Source organism: Streptomyces sp. NPDC056486, from assembly GCF_042795295.1.
In the GTDB taxonomy this organism is placed as follows: domain Bacteria; phylum Actinomycetota; class Actinomycetes; order Streptomycetales; family Streptomycetaceae; genus Streptomyces.
In genome coordinates this window covers 1-14941 of the sequence record NZ_JBHTSF010000005.1, presented here as the reverse complement: position 1 = coordinate 14941, position 14941 = coordinate 1, and the positions used below count along the sequence as shown (strand labels likewise).

At 71.1% G+C, this 14941-nt stretch carries 13 protein-coding genes; 8 read left to right on the top strand and 5 right to left on the bottom strand.

Going from position 1 to position 14941, the window contains the following annotated elements:
- Nucleotides 1-49: 49 nt before the first annotated feature.
- The gene (locus tag ACFQ7F_RS04150) at nt 50-871 is read right to left on the bottom strand and encodes an endo alpha-1,4 polygalactosaminidase (RefSeq protein ID WP_383265751.1); all 822 of its coding nucleotides are present in this window, start codon (nt 869-871) and stop codon (nt 50-52) included.
- A 269-nt stretch (nt 872-1140) separates the two neighbouring features.
- Here ACFQ7F_RS04150 and ACFQ7F_RS04145 point away from each other — a divergent pair, with 269 nt between their 5' ends.
- Nucleotides 1141-1899, top strand: coding sequence for a DeoR/GlpR family DNA-binding transcription regulator (locus tag ACFQ7F_RS04145; protein WP_383265748.1), 759 nt, complete (start codon nt 1141-1143; stop codon nt 1897-1899).
- A 42-nt stretch (nt 1900-1941) separates the two neighbouring features.
- On the opposite strand, the gene hemC is transcribed toward ACFQ7F_RS04145, so the two are convergent.
- A complete protein-coding gene (hemC, locus tag ACFQ7F_RS04140; protein WP_383265745.1) occupies nt 1942-2877 on the bottom strand; it encodes a hydroxymethylbilane synthase in 936 nt (311 codons plus the stop codon).
- A gap of 178 nt (nt 2878-3055) precedes the next feature.
- Here hemC and ACFQ7F_RS04135 point away from each other — a divergent pair, with 178 nt between their 5' ends.
- A complete protein-coding gene (locus ACFQ7F_RS04135) occupies nt 3056-3535 on the top strand; it encodes a GNAT family N-acetyltransferase (protein WP_383265742.1) in 480 nt (159 codons plus the stop codon).
- Between the two features lie 19 nt (nt 3536-3554).
- On the opposite strand, the gene ACFQ7F_RS04130 is transcribed toward ACFQ7F_RS04135, so the two are convergent.
- The 3 genes from ACFQ7F_RS04130 to ACFQ7F_RS04120 all read right to left on the bottom strand — a co-directional run bounded on the left by ACFQ7F_RS04130 (nt 3555) and on the right by ACFQ7F_RS04120 (nt 7170).
- The gene (locus tag ACFQ7F_RS04130) at nt 3555-5084 is read right to left on the bottom strand and encodes an MFS transporter (RefSeq protein ID WP_383265739.1); all 1530 of its coding nucleotides are present in this window, start codon (nt 5082-5084) and stop codon (nt 3555-3557) included.
- 12 nt (nt 5085-5096) lie between these two features.
- On the bottom strand, nt 5097-6623 hold the full coding sequence (locus tag ACFQ7F_RS04125) for an MFS transporter (protein WP_383265736.1): 1527 nt from the start codon (nt 6621-6623) through the stop codon (nt 5097-5099).
- Between the two features lie 133 nt (nt 6624-6756).
- The gene (locus ACFQ7F_RS04120; protein ID WP_383265733.1) at nt 6757-7170 is read right to left on the bottom strand and encodes a VOC family protein; all 414 of its coding nucleotides are present in this window, start codon (nt 7168-7170) and stop codon (nt 6757-6759) included.
- Between the two features lie 301 nt (nt 7171-7471).
- On the opposite strand from ACFQ7F_RS04120, the gene ACFQ7F_RS04115 reads away from it, so the two are divergent.
- The 6 genes from ACFQ7F_RS04115 to ACFQ7F_RS04090 are packed head-to-tail and all read left to right on the top strand — an operon-like array spanning nt 7472 to nt 14897.
- A complete protein-coding gene (locus tag ACFQ7F_RS04115; protein ID WP_383265730.1) occupies nt 7472-9082 on the top strand; it encodes an ABC transporter substrate-binding protein in 1611 nt (536 codons plus the stop codon).
- Nucleotides 9083-9138: 56 nt separating this feature from the next.
- On the top strand, nt 9139-10092 hold the full coding sequence (locus ACFQ7F_RS04110) for an ABC transporter permease (RefSeq protein WP_383265728.1): 954 nt from the start codon (nt 9139-9141) through the stop codon (nt 10090-10092).
- An 8-nt stretch (nt 10093-10100) separates the two neighbouring features.
- Nucleotides 10101-10973, top strand: a complete 873-nt coding sequence (locus tag ACFQ7F_RS04105) for an ABC transporter permease (RefSeq protein WP_383266040.1) — start codon at nt 10101-10103, stop codon at nt 10971-10973.
- Nucleotides 10970-11998, top strand: a complete 1029-nt coding sequence (locus ACFQ7F_RS04100) for an ABC transporter ATP-binding protein (RefSeq protein WP_383265726.1) — start codon at nt 10970-10972, stop codon at nt 11996-11998. Before ACFQ7F_RS04105 ends, ACFQ7F_RS04100 begins: the two co-directional genes overlap by 4 nt.
- On the top strand, nt 11995-13029 hold the full coding sequence (locus ACFQ7F_RS04095; RefSeq protein WP_383265723.1) for an ABC transporter ATP-binding protein: 1035 nt from the start codon (nt 11995-11997) through the stop codon (nt 13027-13029). The genes ACFQ7F_RS04100 and ACFQ7F_RS04095 overlap by 4 nt, the downstream gene beginning before the upstream one ends.
- Before the next feature lie 11 nt (nt 13030-13040).
- Complete coding sequence (locus ACFQ7F_RS04090; RefSeq protein WP_383265721.1) at nt 13041-14897, top strand: gamma-glutamyltransferase family protein; 1857 nt, start codon at nt 13041-13043, stop codon at nt 14895-14897.
- Nucleotides 14898-14941: the final 44 nt, after the last annotated feature.

Sequence of the window (14941 nt, the reverse complement as noted above, 5' to 3'; positions counted from 1 at the left end):
GCGCGGGAAGGCCATGGGACGGGACGTCACACGGCAGGGAAGGTGTGGGTCAGCAGGTCTTGCGGACGTATCCGCTGCTGCCCGCGGGCGACACGTCGACATCGCGGCGCACGATGCTCAGCTTGTCGCCCCAGCCCGCGCAGGACTTGCGCAGACCGTCGGCCGTGTACTCGATGACCACGACGTCGTCGCCGAACGCGGAGGTGTAGTCCCCGCACTCGTCGTACACGCCGCACTCCTCGGCGACGGCGAAGTCGAGACCGGTCTCGTCGCGCGCGTCGGCCAGCTGCGGGGTGTTCTTCTGCGCGGCGGCCAGGCCCTGCTCGTGGGCGCGCGCGGAGAGCAGCTTGATGAAGGACTTGGCCTGAGAGGCGGTGAGCAGGTCCGGGAAGCGGGTGAAGGTGTCGTAGTTGTCCGGCTCGATGGCCTGGAAGCCCTTGTCGGCGCAGCCGTCGATCCAGCCGCCGACCTTGGCGGCGATCCGCTTGCGCTTGTCGGCGGTGCGGATGTCCAGGACGGCCTCGCCCCAGTCGCCGTCGTACACGACGTCGCCGTTGTCGTCCTGCAGCAGCAGGTCGGCGTCCCAGTCGCCCTCGGCCCCGGGCTGGGCCTGGAAGGCGTTGAGGTAACAGATGTTGTACAGGCCGGGCGCCGGGGCCGCCGTCCGGTCCCGGCTGACGACCTTGACCCCTGACGGCGGCGTGTACGCGCCGCCTATCTGGTAGTCGAACCCGGCATGGGCCGGCGGCAGTGCGACGTCGGACGGGCCTGCGGACGCCGTCGAAGGGAGGGCGAGAAGGCAAGCGGCAGCGGTGGCGGTGAGGGCCGCTGACGCGGCGATACCCCTGCGCGTAACACGGTTGAGGCTCATCTCAGAGCTCCAGATATCTGAGGGCACGTCCCCGCCTCGGACACACAAAAGGGTCCTGGCGACTTAGTCCGGGCTCATGGCCGAGGCCAACTACCGGCTAGGCGTACCTCTGCGCCGAGTGCTCGACATCGGCGTGCAGGGAGTTAATCGAGCAGCTTCAGTCATGTCAAGAGAAGGGGACTGAGGAGCACTTGGCGAAATCGCGCAGAAACGCGCAGTAGTTCTGCGAGAGTCTGCTCGGAACGCCGATGGGGGACTATGCTCGCCCAGTGCTGAGAAGCGACCGCCATGCGCGGATACTTGAGCACGTCTCTGCCCAGGGCAGCGCGGACGTGCAGCAGTTGGCCGGGCTGCTCGGGGTCTCGCAGGCCACCGTGCGCCGTGACCTGGCGCAGCTGAGCGATCAGCGGCTGCTCGAGCGCACGCACGGCGGCGCGGTCCTCGGCGGCCTGAGCATCGAGGTGCCGCTCCAGCACCGGGTCGACCAGCGCTCCCCGCAGAAGCAGGCCATCGCGCAGGCCGCCGCCGACCTGGTCCCCGCCGGTGCGGTGGTCGGTCTCACCGGCGGCAGCACCACCACCGAAGTGGCCCGTCTGCTCGCGGACCGCGGCCCCGTCACGATCGTCACCAACGCCGTCAACATCGCGGCGGCCCTCGTCCTGCGCCCGACCGTCACCCTGATCGTGGTCGGCGGCACCGCCCGCAGCGAGAGCTACGAACTGGTCGGCCCCATCGCCGAGAAGACCCTCGCCGACCACCACACGGACATCGCGTTCCTCGGCGTGGACGGCATCAGCGCCGCCCACGGGTGCACCACGCACGACCAGTTGGAGGCGGCCACCGACCGTGCCTTCGCGGGGCACAGCGGCCGCACCGTCGTGGTCGCCGACCACACCAAGATAGGCAGGGCGACGTTCGCCAAGATCTGCCCGACGGTCGGTGTGCACACCCTCGTCACCGATGCCGGTGCGCCCGGGGGAGAACTCGACGCCATCGCCGCCGTCGGCGTGCAGGTCACCGTCGTGTGAGCCCTCGCAGGGGACGCCGGTTGAGTCGCCGTACGAGCGCCGTCAGTGCGCGATGGAGTCGATCAGTTCACGGGCGCCCTGGCGGAGCAGCGTCACCGCCACGGACGTGCCGAGCGTCGCCGGGTCGAGCGGACCCGCCCACTCGTGGGCGTTGAGGACCGTCTTGCCGTCCGGGGTGAAGACACGGGCGCGCAGCGAGAGGTCGCCGCCCCGCTCGCAGCGCGCGTACCCGGCGATGGGGGAGTTGCAGTGCCCCTGCAGCACATGCAGGAACATGCGCTCGGCGGTGGCCTCCCGCCAGGCCTCGGGGTCGCCGAGTCCCGACACGGCGTCGATGGTCTCCGTGTCGTCCTCGCGGCACTGCAGCGCCAGGATCCCCGCGCCGATCGGCGGGCACATCGTCTCCACCGAAAGGACCTCGGTGGCCACGTCCATGCGGTCGATGCGCTCGAGCCCCGACACCGCGAGCAGCAGTGCGTCCGCGTCGCCCGCGGCCAGCTTCTCCATCCGGCGCCCGGCGTTCCCGCGCATCGGCACGCACTCCAACTCCGGGTGCGAGGCGGCGAGCTGGGCGATGCGGCGCACCGAGGACGTGCCGATGCGGGTTCCCGCGGGCAGCTCGTCCAGGGTGAGACCGCCGGGGTGGATGAGCGCGTCGCGGATGTCGTCCCGCTTGAGGAACGCGGCGAAGGTGGTGCCCGCAGGAAGCGGCCGGTCCGCCGGTACGTCCTTGACGCAGTGCACCGCGAGATCCGCCTCGCCCGCGAGCAGCGCCGCGTCGACCTCCTTGGTGAACGCACCCTTGCCGCCGAGCTTCGCGAGGTCCCCCATCCAGCGGTCTCCGGAGGTCGTGACCGGCACGACCTCGGTGCGGATGCCGGGGTGCAGCGCGGCGAGTTCGGCGCGTACGCGCTCCACCTGGGCCAGGGCCATGGGGGAGGAACGGGAGACGATGCGGATCAGCTCAGGAGCGGACATGCGCCCCACGATAGGCGCTTGCGGCAGAGGCCTGTTAAAGGGCTCCTCGGTTCGGCCGGGGGCTTGGTGGCGGCCGTTCCCGGCGTGCGCCACGCCCCGGGCCCTCATAGCGTGAGAGGCAGTCGGCCACCGTGCCCGCCTCTGTGCAGGTCCCGGCGTCAGTCCCCTGGGAGGTCCCATGTCCGCCGCCGCCGTCCACCAGCAGTCCCCGATCGCCCTCGAACGGATGGCTGCCACCCATCTGGCCGACGTCCTCGCCCTGGGACGCGAGCTGTACGACACCTCGGTGAAGCCGTACACGTCCTGGTCCCTCTCGGCGATCGCCGGGCACATGGACGCGGACGCGTCCTCCTGTTGGGTGGCGCTCGACGGTGACGCTCTCGCCGGGTTCGTCTGCGGCTCGATGGGATTCGATCAGCGTACGGACTGGGGGAACTTGGAGTGGATCGCCAGCGCCCCCGCCTATCAGGGGCAGGGCGTCGCCAGCCATCTGGTGCAGGCCTGTTGTGCGACGCTGACCGCCGCCGGTGCCACCGCCGTCGTGACGGACGTCGAGTCACGCAACACCGCGTCCGCCGCGCTGATGCGGCGCAACGGCTTCGAGGAGAGTGTGTCGGTCACTCTCTTCGTGCGTGACGCGCCCGACGCGACGGTCTGAAACTGCCTGGCAGGGACGCTCATCCCGCACAGTCCTTCCCCGGCTCCAACGGCGGCGCGTTGAGACCCAGATGGGCCTTACAGCGCGGCGTGTTCCCCGTCTCCTCGTGCCAGGAGTCCGGACGCGGGCGGATGAAGGCCGCCGCCGTCGCCGCCGCGAGGACGAACAGGCCCGCGCAGCCCGCGGCCGCCTTGCCGAACGCCGTGTTCAGCGCGGCCGGATCCGTGTACGCCGTCCCGGAGAGGCCCACCGCGAGCGGCAGCGCGGCGACGACGAGCATCTGGGCGACCCGTGCCGCGGTGTTGTTGACGCCGCTCGCCAGGCCCGCGCGCCCCGCGTCGACCGAGGCGAGCACCGTGGCCGTCAGTGGTGCCACGAAAACGGCCATCCCCAGGCCCAGGACCACGACCGCGGGCAGAACCGCAGTGACGTACGAGGCGCCGGGCTCGATCCGCAGCATCAGGAGCGCTCCGGCGCCCGCGATCAACGGGCCCGCGACCAGCGGCAGCGTGGGGCCGACCCGCCGCGACAGATCGCCCGCGGAGGCTGAGAGCAGCAGCATCAGGACCGTGATCGGGAGCGTCGCCGTGCCCGCCTGGAGCGCGTCGTAGCCGAGGGTCGTCTGCAACTGCACCGGCAGCATGAACAAGAGCCCGCCGATGGCCGCGTACAGGCACAGCGTCATGACGTTGGCGGCGCTGAACAGGCGGGAGCGGAAGAGGGAGAGCGGCAGCATCGGGTTGCGGCGGCGGTGCTCTACCACGATGAACGCGACGCCCGCCGCGAGGCCGCCGAGGCCGGGCAGGAGGGCCGCAGCCTTCGACGAATCGCCCGATGCGCCGATCAGCGAGAAGCTGATGCCCGCAAGGAACAGCGCCGCCAGACACGCCCCCGTCACGTCGAACGGCTTCTCCATGGCGCCTTCGGCCCGGCTCTCCGGCACATGGCGGACCGCGAAGAGCACGAGCGCGGCCAGCGGCACATTGATCAGGAAGATCCACCGCCAGCCAGGACCGTCGATCAGCCAGCCGCCGAGGAACGGCCCGATGGCGCCCGCGACCCCGCCGAGCCCCGACCACGCGCCCACCGCACGCGCCTGGTCCTTCGGCCGGAACGACGTCCGCACGAGGGCGAGCGAACCCGGCGTGAGCAGCGCACCGCCGATGCCCTGCAAGGCCCGCGCCGCGATGAGCATCCCCACGTTCTGAGCGAGCCCGCACAGGGCGGAGGCGACGGCGAACCACACGACGCCGATGACCAGGGTGCGCCGCCGCCCGATGCGGTCGCCGAGCGCCCCGCCGAGCAGCAGCAAAGCCGAGAGCGTGAGCATGTAGGCGCTGACGACCCACTGCAGGGACGCGATCGAGGTGTTCAGGTCGCGGCCGAGCGTGGGCAGGGCGACGTTCACCACCGTGCCGTCCAGCATCGCCATTCCGGACGCCAGGACGGCACAGGCAAGGACCCAGCGGCCCCGTGCCGACGCCAGCGCGACACCACCGTCGGCGCCGTCGGCGCCGTCGTTCTCGGTCGCCTCCGATACGGATGCCATCGCCCCACCGCCCTACATGTGCACCGCTGCGCCGTCCGCGTCCGAGTGGACCGGAGCTCCCCGGCGGTACAGCACGACCGTAACGAGGAGTCCGACCGCGAAGAAGACCGCCGACCACCAGTACGCGGTCGAGTAGCTCTCCATCGCCGACTGGGCCTGTACCTCGGGTGTCGGCTGCTTGCCCACGAGGTAGTTGGCCGCGGCGCTGGTCGCGAGGGAGTTGAGCAGGGCCGTGCCGATCGAACCGCCCACCTGCTGGCTGGTGTTGACCATCGCCGACGCGACACCCGCGTCATGCGCGGCGACGCCCGCGGTCGCCATGCTCATCGCAGGGGCGAAGACCAGACCGAGGCCGAGACCGGCGACGAGCAGCGGCGGCAGTACGTGCGCCGCGTAGGTGCTGTGCACGTCGAGGGCGGTGAGCCAGGCCATCGAGGCCGCCGCGAGGCCCATGCCGAGGGGCACGATCGGCCGCGCGCCGAACCGGGGCACGAGCGAGTTGGTCGTGACGACCGAGATGACCACCATGACGGCGACCATCGGCAGGAACGCGAGCCCCGTCTTGACCGGTGTGTAGCCGAGGATCTGCTGGAGGTAGTACGTCAGGAACAGGAAGACACCGAACATGCCGGCGCCCGAGATGAACATGGCGAGGAACGACGCGGCACGGTCACGGTCGAGCACCACGCGCAGCGGAAGCAGCGGATGCGCGGCCCGCGTCTGCCACCAGGCGAAGGCGGCCACCAGTACGGCACCGACCACCAGGAATCCCCAGGTCTGTACGTCGCCCCAGGCGTGCGACTCCGCGTTCGAGAAGCCGTAGACGATGCAGAAGAGACCCGCGGAGACGAGCACCGTGCCGGGGACGTCCAGTTTCGGCCGGTCCGCGGGCCTGCCGCCGTGCAGCAGCCGGGCGCCGCCCAGCATGGCGAGCACCGCGAAGATGAGGTTCACGTACAGGCACCAGCGCCAGTCCAGATACTCGGTCAGTACGCCGCCCAGGAGCAGGCCGACCGCGCCGCCCGCGCCCGCGATGGCGCCGTAGATGCCGAACGCCTTGGCCCGCTCCTTGGGGTCCGTGAACGTCGTGGTGAGCAGGGAGAGCGCGGCGGGCGCGAGGAGCGCACCGAAGACGCCCTGGAGGGCGCGGGCCACCACCAGCATGGTGAAGCTGGTCGCCGCGCCGCCGAGGGCCGAGGCGAGCGCGAAGCCGCCGAGACCGGCGAGGAAGACCACTTTGCGGCCCACCAGGTCGGCGATCCGCCCGCCGAGGAGCAGCAGGCTGCCGAAGGCGAGTGCGTACGCGGTGACGATCCACTGGCGGTTGCCGTCGCTGAACCCTAGGTCCCGCTGGGCCGACGGCAGTGCGATGTTCACGATCGTGGCGTCGAGGACCACCATCAGCTGGGCGATCCCCACGACGCCGAGGATCAGCCAGCGGTGCTCGTGGCTCCCGCCGCTGGGATGTGGGGGAGCGGATGCGGTGGATCCTGCGGTGTCCACCGCATCGAAGGGGTCCGGCGCGGGCGAGCGGTCCATCGGTGCCTCCAGACGCCCCCGCCACACAAGACATCCCCGTCACACCGTAGGCGCGCTGCTCAGAGCCCGCGACCGGGGCTCCCGGCGGGGCCGGGCCCCGGTCGCCGGAGCCGCCCGTCACGAGCGTGGACGATCAGCTCTGCGGCTGGCTGATGTTGACCATCCAGGGGATGCCGAAGCGGTCCGTGCACATGCCGAACACGTCGCCCCACATCTGCTTCTCCAGCGGCACGGCCACCGAGCCGTCGGCGGAGAGCTTCTCCCAGTAGCCGCGCAGCTCGGCTTCGTCGTCCCCGCTGATGCTCACCGAGAAGTTGTTGCCCGGGTTGTGCTGCATGCCCGGCGGGGTGTCGGCGCCCATCAGGGTGAAGCCGTTCGGGGCCTCCAGCATGCCGTGCATGATGTTGTCGGCAACCGGGGTGCCCGGGTGCCCGGCTTCGCCGAACGTGTTGAGGGCGAGGTCGCCGCCGAAGACCTCCTTGTAGAACTCCAGAGCCTGGCGGGCATCGCCACCGAAGCTGAGGTACGGGTTGAGGCGCGAGGCCATGAAAACCTCCCGGAACGGGGTGAACGGTCAGTTGCGCGGAGAGTAGCGCGGCGCACTGACAACGGCCCGGCGAGGCCGGTCGCGAGGGGATGTGGGGATGCGCACGTCGTCCCCTGATGGACGGAAAGTCCGCTGCATGTAGCGCCCATCCATTTGTCGCACCCGGTTATTCAATCTTCATCAAATCCGGTCCGGCATCCGGACGGGCCTCTTGTGTGCGGACTGTATGCGAAATACGTTCTGCCGTATTCCTTGATCGTCCACGATCAGCCCGGAACCACCCTGGCGGAGGTACCTACCCGTGCGCCGAAAAGCGGTTGCCCTGGCGGCAGTTGCCCTGGTGATGTCCACAACGGCGGGCTGCGGCTCCTTGCAGTCCTCGGCCACCGAGGTCGGCGGTCCGCGCATGACCGACGACCGTCCCGTGCGCGACGGCGGCACGCTCACCGTCGCCCTCCTCTCCGACCCGGACAAGCTCGATCCGACCCTCGCGCAGACCCTCGTGGGGCGCACGGTCTTCGCCGGGATGTGCGAGAAGCTCTACGACATCGACGAGCACGGGACCGTGATCCCGCAGCTGGCCAGGGCCCTGCCCAAGACGTCGAAGGACGGCCGCACCGTCACCTTCGGCCTGCGCGAGGACCTGAAGTTCAGCGACGGCACCAAGCTGGACGCGGACGCCGTCGTCACCTCGCTGCTGAGGCACCGCGACCTCGCGGGCTCCGCGCGCGCCACCGAACTCGCGCCGCTCGCCGACGCGGAGGCGACCGGGCCGTACACGGTGAAGCTCACGCTCAAGCAGGCCTACGTCCCGCTCACGGCCGTCCTGGCGGACCGCTCCGGCATGGTGATGTCGCCCACCGCGCTCAAGAAGTACGGCAAGAACTTCACCAACCACCCCTCCTGCGTGGGCCCGTTCAAGTACGTGGAGCGCGTCGGCGGCGACCGCATCGTGCTCGCCAAGGACCCCGACTACTACGCGGCCGACCAGGTCCACCTCGACAAGGTGATCTACAAGCCGATACCCGACGGCAACGTCCGCCTGGCCAACCTGCGCTCCGGCGACATCCAGGTCGGCGACCAGATGACGCCCGTCGACGTACGCAGCGCGCTGACCGAGCCCAAGCTCCAGCTCTTCAGCTCGCCCTCGCTCGGCTATCAGGGCATCGGCTTCAACGTCGGGAACGTCAAGGGCCTCGGGAAGAAGCCGGGGCGCATCGACACACCTTTCGCGCGTGACCCGCGGGTCCGTGAGGCCTTCGAGCTCGCCGTCGACCGCGACCTCATCAACAAGGTCGTCTTCCAGGGCATGTACGAGCCCGCCTGCGGCCCCGTATCGCCCGAGTCCGCCATCGCGCCCGGCGTCAAAGCGTCCACCTGCCCCGAGCGGGACGTCGCCAAGGCCAAGCAGCTCCTCAAGGAGGCCGGGGTCAAGACCCCCGTCCGCATCGAGTTGAAGGTGTCCACGGCACCTGAGTTCAGCCGCCTCGGCCAGGTCATCCAGGCCATGACCAAGGAAGCCGGGTTCGCCGTCACGCTCCGCCCCACCGAGTACGCGACGATGCTGGAGGAGACCGACTCCGGCCACTACGACGCCTTCCTCAGCGGCTGGTCGGGGCGGCTCGACCCGGACGGCAACATCGCCAGCTTCCTCCAGACGCGCGGCGCGATGAACGCCTACGGACTCTCGGACCCGGCCATCGACCGGCTGGTCGAGCGCGGGCGTGCCGAGGCCGACCCGGACGAACGCACCAAGATCTACGGAGAGTTGACCCACCGCGCCATTGAGCGGCGAGCGCTCATCTACCTCTACCGGCAGAAGAACTACGTCGTCACCGGCAAGAACGTCGCCGGCGTGCGCGTCTACAGCGACGGCCTGGTCCGCGTCACGACTGCGGGGTACGCCCGATGAGCCTGAACTCTGCGCGTCTGCGCGTCGCTCGGCTGAGCCCGGTGCGCCTCAGTCCCATGGCTTCCTATCTGGTCACCAGGGTCCGGCAGTCCTTCATCACGCTCGTCCTGGTCAGCATGGTCGTCTTCGCCGGTATCCGCGCCCTGCCCGGCGATCCGGCGCTCGCGCTGGCCGGTGAGGAGCGCACCCCTGAGGCGCTTGCCGCGATCCGCGCGAGCTACGGCCTGGACGACAACATCGTCGTCCAGTACGGGCGGTTCATCGGGCATGCCGTCACCGGCGACCTCGGGACCTCCTCACGCACCGGCCTTCCCGTCGCCGGCGCGATCACCGCCGCCCTGCCCGTCACCCTCGAACTGGCCGCCCTCTCTCTGCTGCTCGCGGTCGTGGTCGGCATCGGCGCGGGCATCGTCGCCGCCGTGCGGCGCGGCAAGCCGGAGGAGTGGCTGGCCAACGCCCTCGCCCTGCTCGGCCTCTCCATCCCCACCTTCTGGCTGGGCATCGTCCTTGTCCTCGGACTCGCCATCGCCGTGCCGGTCTTCTCGGCCTCCGGATACGTACCGTTCGCCACCGACCCGCTCGACAACCTGCGCCGCATGGTGCTGCCCTCGATCGTTCTCGGCTCCGGTCTCGCGGCCGTCGTGATGCGCCAGACGCGGGCGGCGATGCTCGACTCGCTCTCCGCGGACTACGTGCGCACCGCGCGGGCCAAGGGGCTCTCCCGGCGCGAGGTCATCGGCGGGCACGCGTTGCGCAACTCCCTGGTGACGGTCGTGACCGTGCTCGGGCTCCAGCTCGGCCACCTCATCTCCGGCGCCGTCGTCACCGAGCAGATCTTCGTCCTGCCCGGCTTCGGCAAGCTCACCATCGACGCCGTCTTCACCCGCGACTACGCGACCCTGCAAGGCGTGGTGCTCTGCACATCCGCCGCGTACATCCTCATCAACCTGCTGGTCGACGTGGCGTATTCGGTCATCGACCCGCGCATCCGGCTCGGAGGTGCCCGGTGACGACAGCAGTGCTCACCACGCTGGGGCGGATACGTTCCGCGAGCGCGGGCAGCGGCAAGCTGCGCGCCCTGCGCAAGAACCGGCTCGCCATGACCGGCGGCATCATCGCCGCCGTGTTCGTCCTCGCGGCGCTCCTCGCGCCACTGGTCGCGCCCTACGATCCCGCGCGCCCCGACTTCGCCAACGCCCTTGCCGCGCCCGGCTGGTCGCACTGGCTCGGCACCGACGACCTCGGCCGCGACCAGCTCTCCCGCGTCGTGTACGGGGCGCGGGCGTCCATGCAGGTGGGCGTGTTGGCGGTGGCGCTCGCTTTCGTCGTCGGCGTACCCCTCGGGCTGCTCGCCGGCTACTACGGCAAGTTCACCGACAGCGTCGTCTCGCGGCTCACCGACACGATGCTGGCCTTCCCCTTCCTGGTCCTTGCCGTCGGGCTCGCCGCCGTGCTCGGCCCCTCGCTCACCAACGCGACCATCGCCATCGGGATCTCGCAGATCCCGGCCGTCATCCGCATCACCCGCGCGGAGACACTGCGGCTGCGACACGTCGACTACGTGGCGGCCGCCGTCGCCAACGGAGGCGGCGACGCCACCGTGCTCTTCCGGCACATCCTGCCCAACGCCACGTCCGCGCTGACCGTCCAGGCGACCGTCGGCATCCCCGCCGCGATCATCGGTGAGGCGCTGCTCAGCTTCCTCGGCCTCGGCGTGCAGCCACCGGACGCGTCGCTCGGCGTGATGCTCTCCGGCGCCCAGTCCTTCCTCGCGCCCGCGCCGTGGATGGCGGTCTTCCCCGGACTCGCCGTAGTCGCGGCCACCCTGGCGTTCAATCTGCTCGGCGACGGCCTGCGGGACGTCCTCGACCCCCGAGGAGCCACCCGATGACCGAGCCCGTACTGAGTGTGCGCGACCTGTCCGTCTCCTTCCGCTCGGACACCCGCACCGTGCACGCCGTCGACCATCTGTCGTACGACGTCGCACCGGGCGAAGTGCTCGCGGTGGTAGGCGAGTCGGGATGCGGCAAGTCCGTCACGGCGATGGCCGTGATGGGGCTCCTGCCGCCCACCGCGCACATCGAGGGGTCGATCAGGCTCGGCGGGGCCGAGATCGCGGGCGCGAGCGAGAAGGAGCTCGGGAGGGTCCGCGGCAAGGACATCGCGATGATCTTCCAGGAGCCGATGACCTCGCTGAACCCGGTCCTGACCATCGGCCGGCAGATAGGAGAGGTGCTCAGGCGCCACCAGGGCCTGTCGAAGAAGGAGGCACGCGCGCGTGCCGTGGAACTCCTCGACCTGGTGGGCATCCCCGCCCCCGCCCAGCGTGTCGACGAGTACCCGCATCAGCTCAGCGGCGGCATGCGGCAGCGCGTCATGATTGCCATCGCGGTCGCCTGCGACCCGTCCGTACTGATCGCCGACGAGCCGACCACCGCGCTCGACGTCACCGTCCAGGCGGGCATCCTCGAAGTCCTGCAGTCCCTGCGCGAACGGCTCGGCACCGCGATCGTGCTGATCACCCACGACCTGGGCGTGGTGGCCGACGCCGCCGACCGCGTCCTGGTCATGTACGCGGGCCGCCCCGTCGAACAGGCCCCGGTGCACGAGCTGTTCGCCGAACCGCGCCATCCCTACACCCGCGGTCTGCTCGGCGCGGTCCTGCGCCCCGGCGGTGAGGGCAAGCGGCGCCTGCCGGAGATACCCGGCCTGGTGCCGAGCCTCGACGCGCAGCCGGACGCCTGCACCTTCGCCCCGCGCTGCGCCCACGCCGACGACCGGTGCACGACGAGCAGGCCGGGCTTCAAGGCCGTCTCCCTGGACGCCGGAGCCGATGCCGTACACCGGGCGGCCTGCTGGCACCCGCAGGAGAGCCCCGCGCTCACGCCCACCACCACCCAGGAGGCCGGACAGTGACCCCGACACCCGTTCTTGAACTGACCCGTCTGGAGCGGCACTTCGCGGGTAGCGGTGGCATCGTGCGCGCCGCCGACGGTGTCACGCTCACCGTCGGCAAGGGTGAAGTCGTGGGACTCGTAGGGGAGTCGGGGAGCGGCAAGTCGACGGTGGGGCGGTGTGCCGTACGGCTCGACGAGCCCACCGGTGGCACCGTCCGCATCAACGGCACGGATGTGACCCGCCTTTCGCGGCGCGCCCTGCGGCCCCTGCGCAAGGACTTCCACCTCGTCTTCCAGGACCCCTCCTCCTCGCTCGACCCGCGCATGACCGTCGGGCAGATCATCGCCGAACCCCTGCGCCTGCACGGCATCGCCAAGAAGGACGCGGCACGCGCGCGCGTGGCGGAACTCCTCGCCCAGGTCGGCCTGCGCCCCGAGCACGCCGACCGGCATCCGCACGAACTCTCCGGCGGGCAGCGCCAGCGCATCTCCATCGCCCGCGCTCTCTCCGTCGAGCCGGACCTCCTGGTGGCCGACGAGCCCACCTCCGCCCTCGACGTCTCCGTCCAGGCCTCGGTCCTCAACCTCCTCGCCGATCTGCAGCGGGACCGCGGTTTCGGGTGCCTGTTCATCACGCACGACCTGGCCGCCGTGGAGTTCCTCGCCGACCGCATCGCGGTCATGTACCTCGGCCAGATCGTCGAACAGGCACCGACCGCCGAGCTGTTCGCCGCCCCCAAACACCCCTACACGCAGGCCCTGCTCTCCGCCGCGCCCGTGCCCGACCCGGCGCTGCAGCGCACCCGCGAGCGCATCGTCCTCAGCGGCGAACTGCCGAGCCCGCTCGCCCCGCCGCCGGGGTGCCGTTTCCACACGCGCTGCCCGCTGGCCGTCGACCGCTGCCGGGTCGAGGTGCCCGAGCTGCGCGTGCTTCCCGGCGGCGAGGGATGTGAGGTCTCCTGCCACCTGGTCGCGGACGACGGCACGGCTCCGGACGCGGCCGCCGCGCCGACCCTACGTACGATCCCCAGTACCCGCACCGCACGCTAGGAGCAGCACTCGTGTTCACCACTAGGCCGACCCTCCAAGGCACCTTCGGCATGGTGTCCTCCACCCACTGGCTCGCCTCGCAGTCGGCGATGGCCGTCCTGGAGGACGGCGGCAACGCCTACGACGCGGCCGTCGCCGCGGGCTTCGTCCTGCACGTCGTCGAGCCGCACCTCAACGGCCCGGCGGGCGAGGTGCCGATCATCCTGGCGCCCGCCGAGAGCGAGGTGCGGGTCCTGTGCGGGCAGGGCGTCGCGCCCGCGGGCGCGACCGTGGACCACTACCGCTCGCTCGGCCTTGAGCTCGTGCCGGGCACGGGTCCGCTCGCCGCCGCCGTGCCGGGCGCCTTCGACGCGTGGATGGTGCTCCTGCGCGACCACGGGACCAAGTCCCTCGCCGATGTCCTCAAGTACGCCATCGGGTACGCCGAGGACGGGCACTCGCCCGTGGAGCGCGTCGGTGAGACCGTCGAGACGGTACGCGAACTCTTCGAGGCCGAATGGCCCTCGTCGGCCGAGGTGTACCTGCCCGGCGGTCACTCCCCGCGCCCCGGCGAACTCCTGCGCAACCCGGCGCTCGCCGCGACCTGGCGCCGCGTGATCGAGGAGGCGGGAGACGGCTCGCGCGTCGAGCAGATCGAGGCCGCGCGGAAGATCTGGAGCGAAGGGTTCATCGCCGAGGCGCTGATCCGCCAGGCGGCCATCCCCACGATGGACACCAGCGGATCCCGGCACACCGGCACGCTGACGGCCGCCGACCTCGCCGGATGGGAGGCGAGCTACGAGGCCCCGGCCACGTACGACTGGAACGGCTGGACCCTGTGCAAGGCGGGCGGCTGGAGCCAGGGCCCGGCCTTCCTCCAGCAGCTTGCCGTGCTCCCCTCCGCACTCGCGGACCTGCCCGCCTACGGCTCCGCCGACTACGTCCACCTGCTGATCGAGGGCTGCAAGCTCGCCATGGCGGACCGCGAGGCCTGGTACGGGGATGCGGAAGGCGCCGGCACGGTCCCTGTCGCCGACCTGCTGTCCTCGGAGTACAACGAGGAGCGGCGGACGCTCATCGGCGAGAAGGCGTCGCACGAGCTGCGCCCGGGAAGCCCCCGCGGGCGCACCGCGAAGATCTCCGAGCACGCACGCGCCGTGGCCGCGGGAGAGCCCGGCTTCGACGCGCTCGGCCTGCCCGGAGCGGGCGCCGGTGAGCCGACCGTCGCCAAGAGCGGTACCTCACCCGTGCCCGGCGAACCGGCCGTCTCCGCGGACGGCGCCACCCGCGGCGACACCTGCCACCTGGACATCGTCGACCGTTGGGGCAACATGGTCGCGGCCACGCCGAGCGGTGGCTGGCTGCAGTCCAACCCGGTCGTCCCCGAACTGGGCTTCCCGCTCGGTACCCGCCTCCAGATGGCGTGGATCGAGGAGGGGCTGCCCAACTCCCTGACGCCGGGCCGCCGTCCACGCACCACCCTGACACCGTCGCTCGCGCTCAAGGACGGCGTACCGGTGATGGCGTTCGGTACGCCCGGCGGCGATCAGCAGGACCAGTGGCAGGTGCACTTCTTCCTGGCGGTCGCGCTGCGCGGCTCCGTACGCGGAGGCCTCGACCTCCAGGGCGCCATCGACGCCCCGAACTGGCACAACGACAGCTTCCCCGGCTCCTTCTACCCGCGCGGCATGCGCCCCGGGAGCGTCACCGTCGAGTCCCGCATGGACGAGGCCGTCATCGAGGAGCTGCGGCGGCGCGGGCACGACGTGACGGTCGGTGAGCCCTGGTCGGAGGGGCGGCTGTGCGCGGTGGCGCGTGATCCGCGTACCGGGGTGCTCTCGGCGGCGGCCAACCCGCGCGGGATGCAGGGGTACGCGGTGGGGCGCTGACGCGCAGATGCCGAAGCGGGGTGTGCGACGCGTTCGCCGCACAC

Coding starts and splice junctions, on each gene's coding strand:
- ACFQ7F_RS04100 (WP_383265726.1), top strand. CDS start 10,970: ATGACCGAGCCCGTACTGAGTGTGCGCGACCTGTCCGTCTCCTTCCGC.
- ACFQ7F_RS04130 (WP_383265739.1), bottom strand. CDS start 5,084: ATGGCATCCGTATCGGAGGCGACCGAGAACGACGGCGCCGACGGCGCC.
- hemC (WP_383265745.1), bottom strand. CDS start 2,877: ATGTCCGCTCCTGAGCTGATCCGCATCGTCTCCCGTTCCTCCCCCATG.
- ACFQ7F_RS04150 (WP_383265751.1), bottom strand. CDS start 871: ATGAGCCTCAACCGTGTTACGCGCAGGGGTATCGCCGCGTCAGCGGCC.
- ACFQ7F_RS04135 (WP_383265742.1), top strand. CDS start 3,056: ATGTCCGCCGCCGCCGTCCACCAGCAGTCCCCGATCGCCCTCGAACGG.
- ACFQ7F_RS04110 (WP_383265728.1), top strand. CDS start 9,139: ATGGCTTCCTATCTGGTCACCAGGGTCCGGCAGTCCTTCATCACGCTC.
- ACFQ7F_RS04120 (WP_383265733.1), bottom strand. CDS start 7,170: ATGGCCTCGCGCCTCAACCCGTACCTCAGCTTCGGTGGCGATGCCCGC.
- ACFQ7F_RS04125 (WP_383265736.1), bottom strand. CDS start 6,623: ATGGACCGCTCGCCCGCGCCGGACCCCTTCGATGCGGTGGACACCGCA.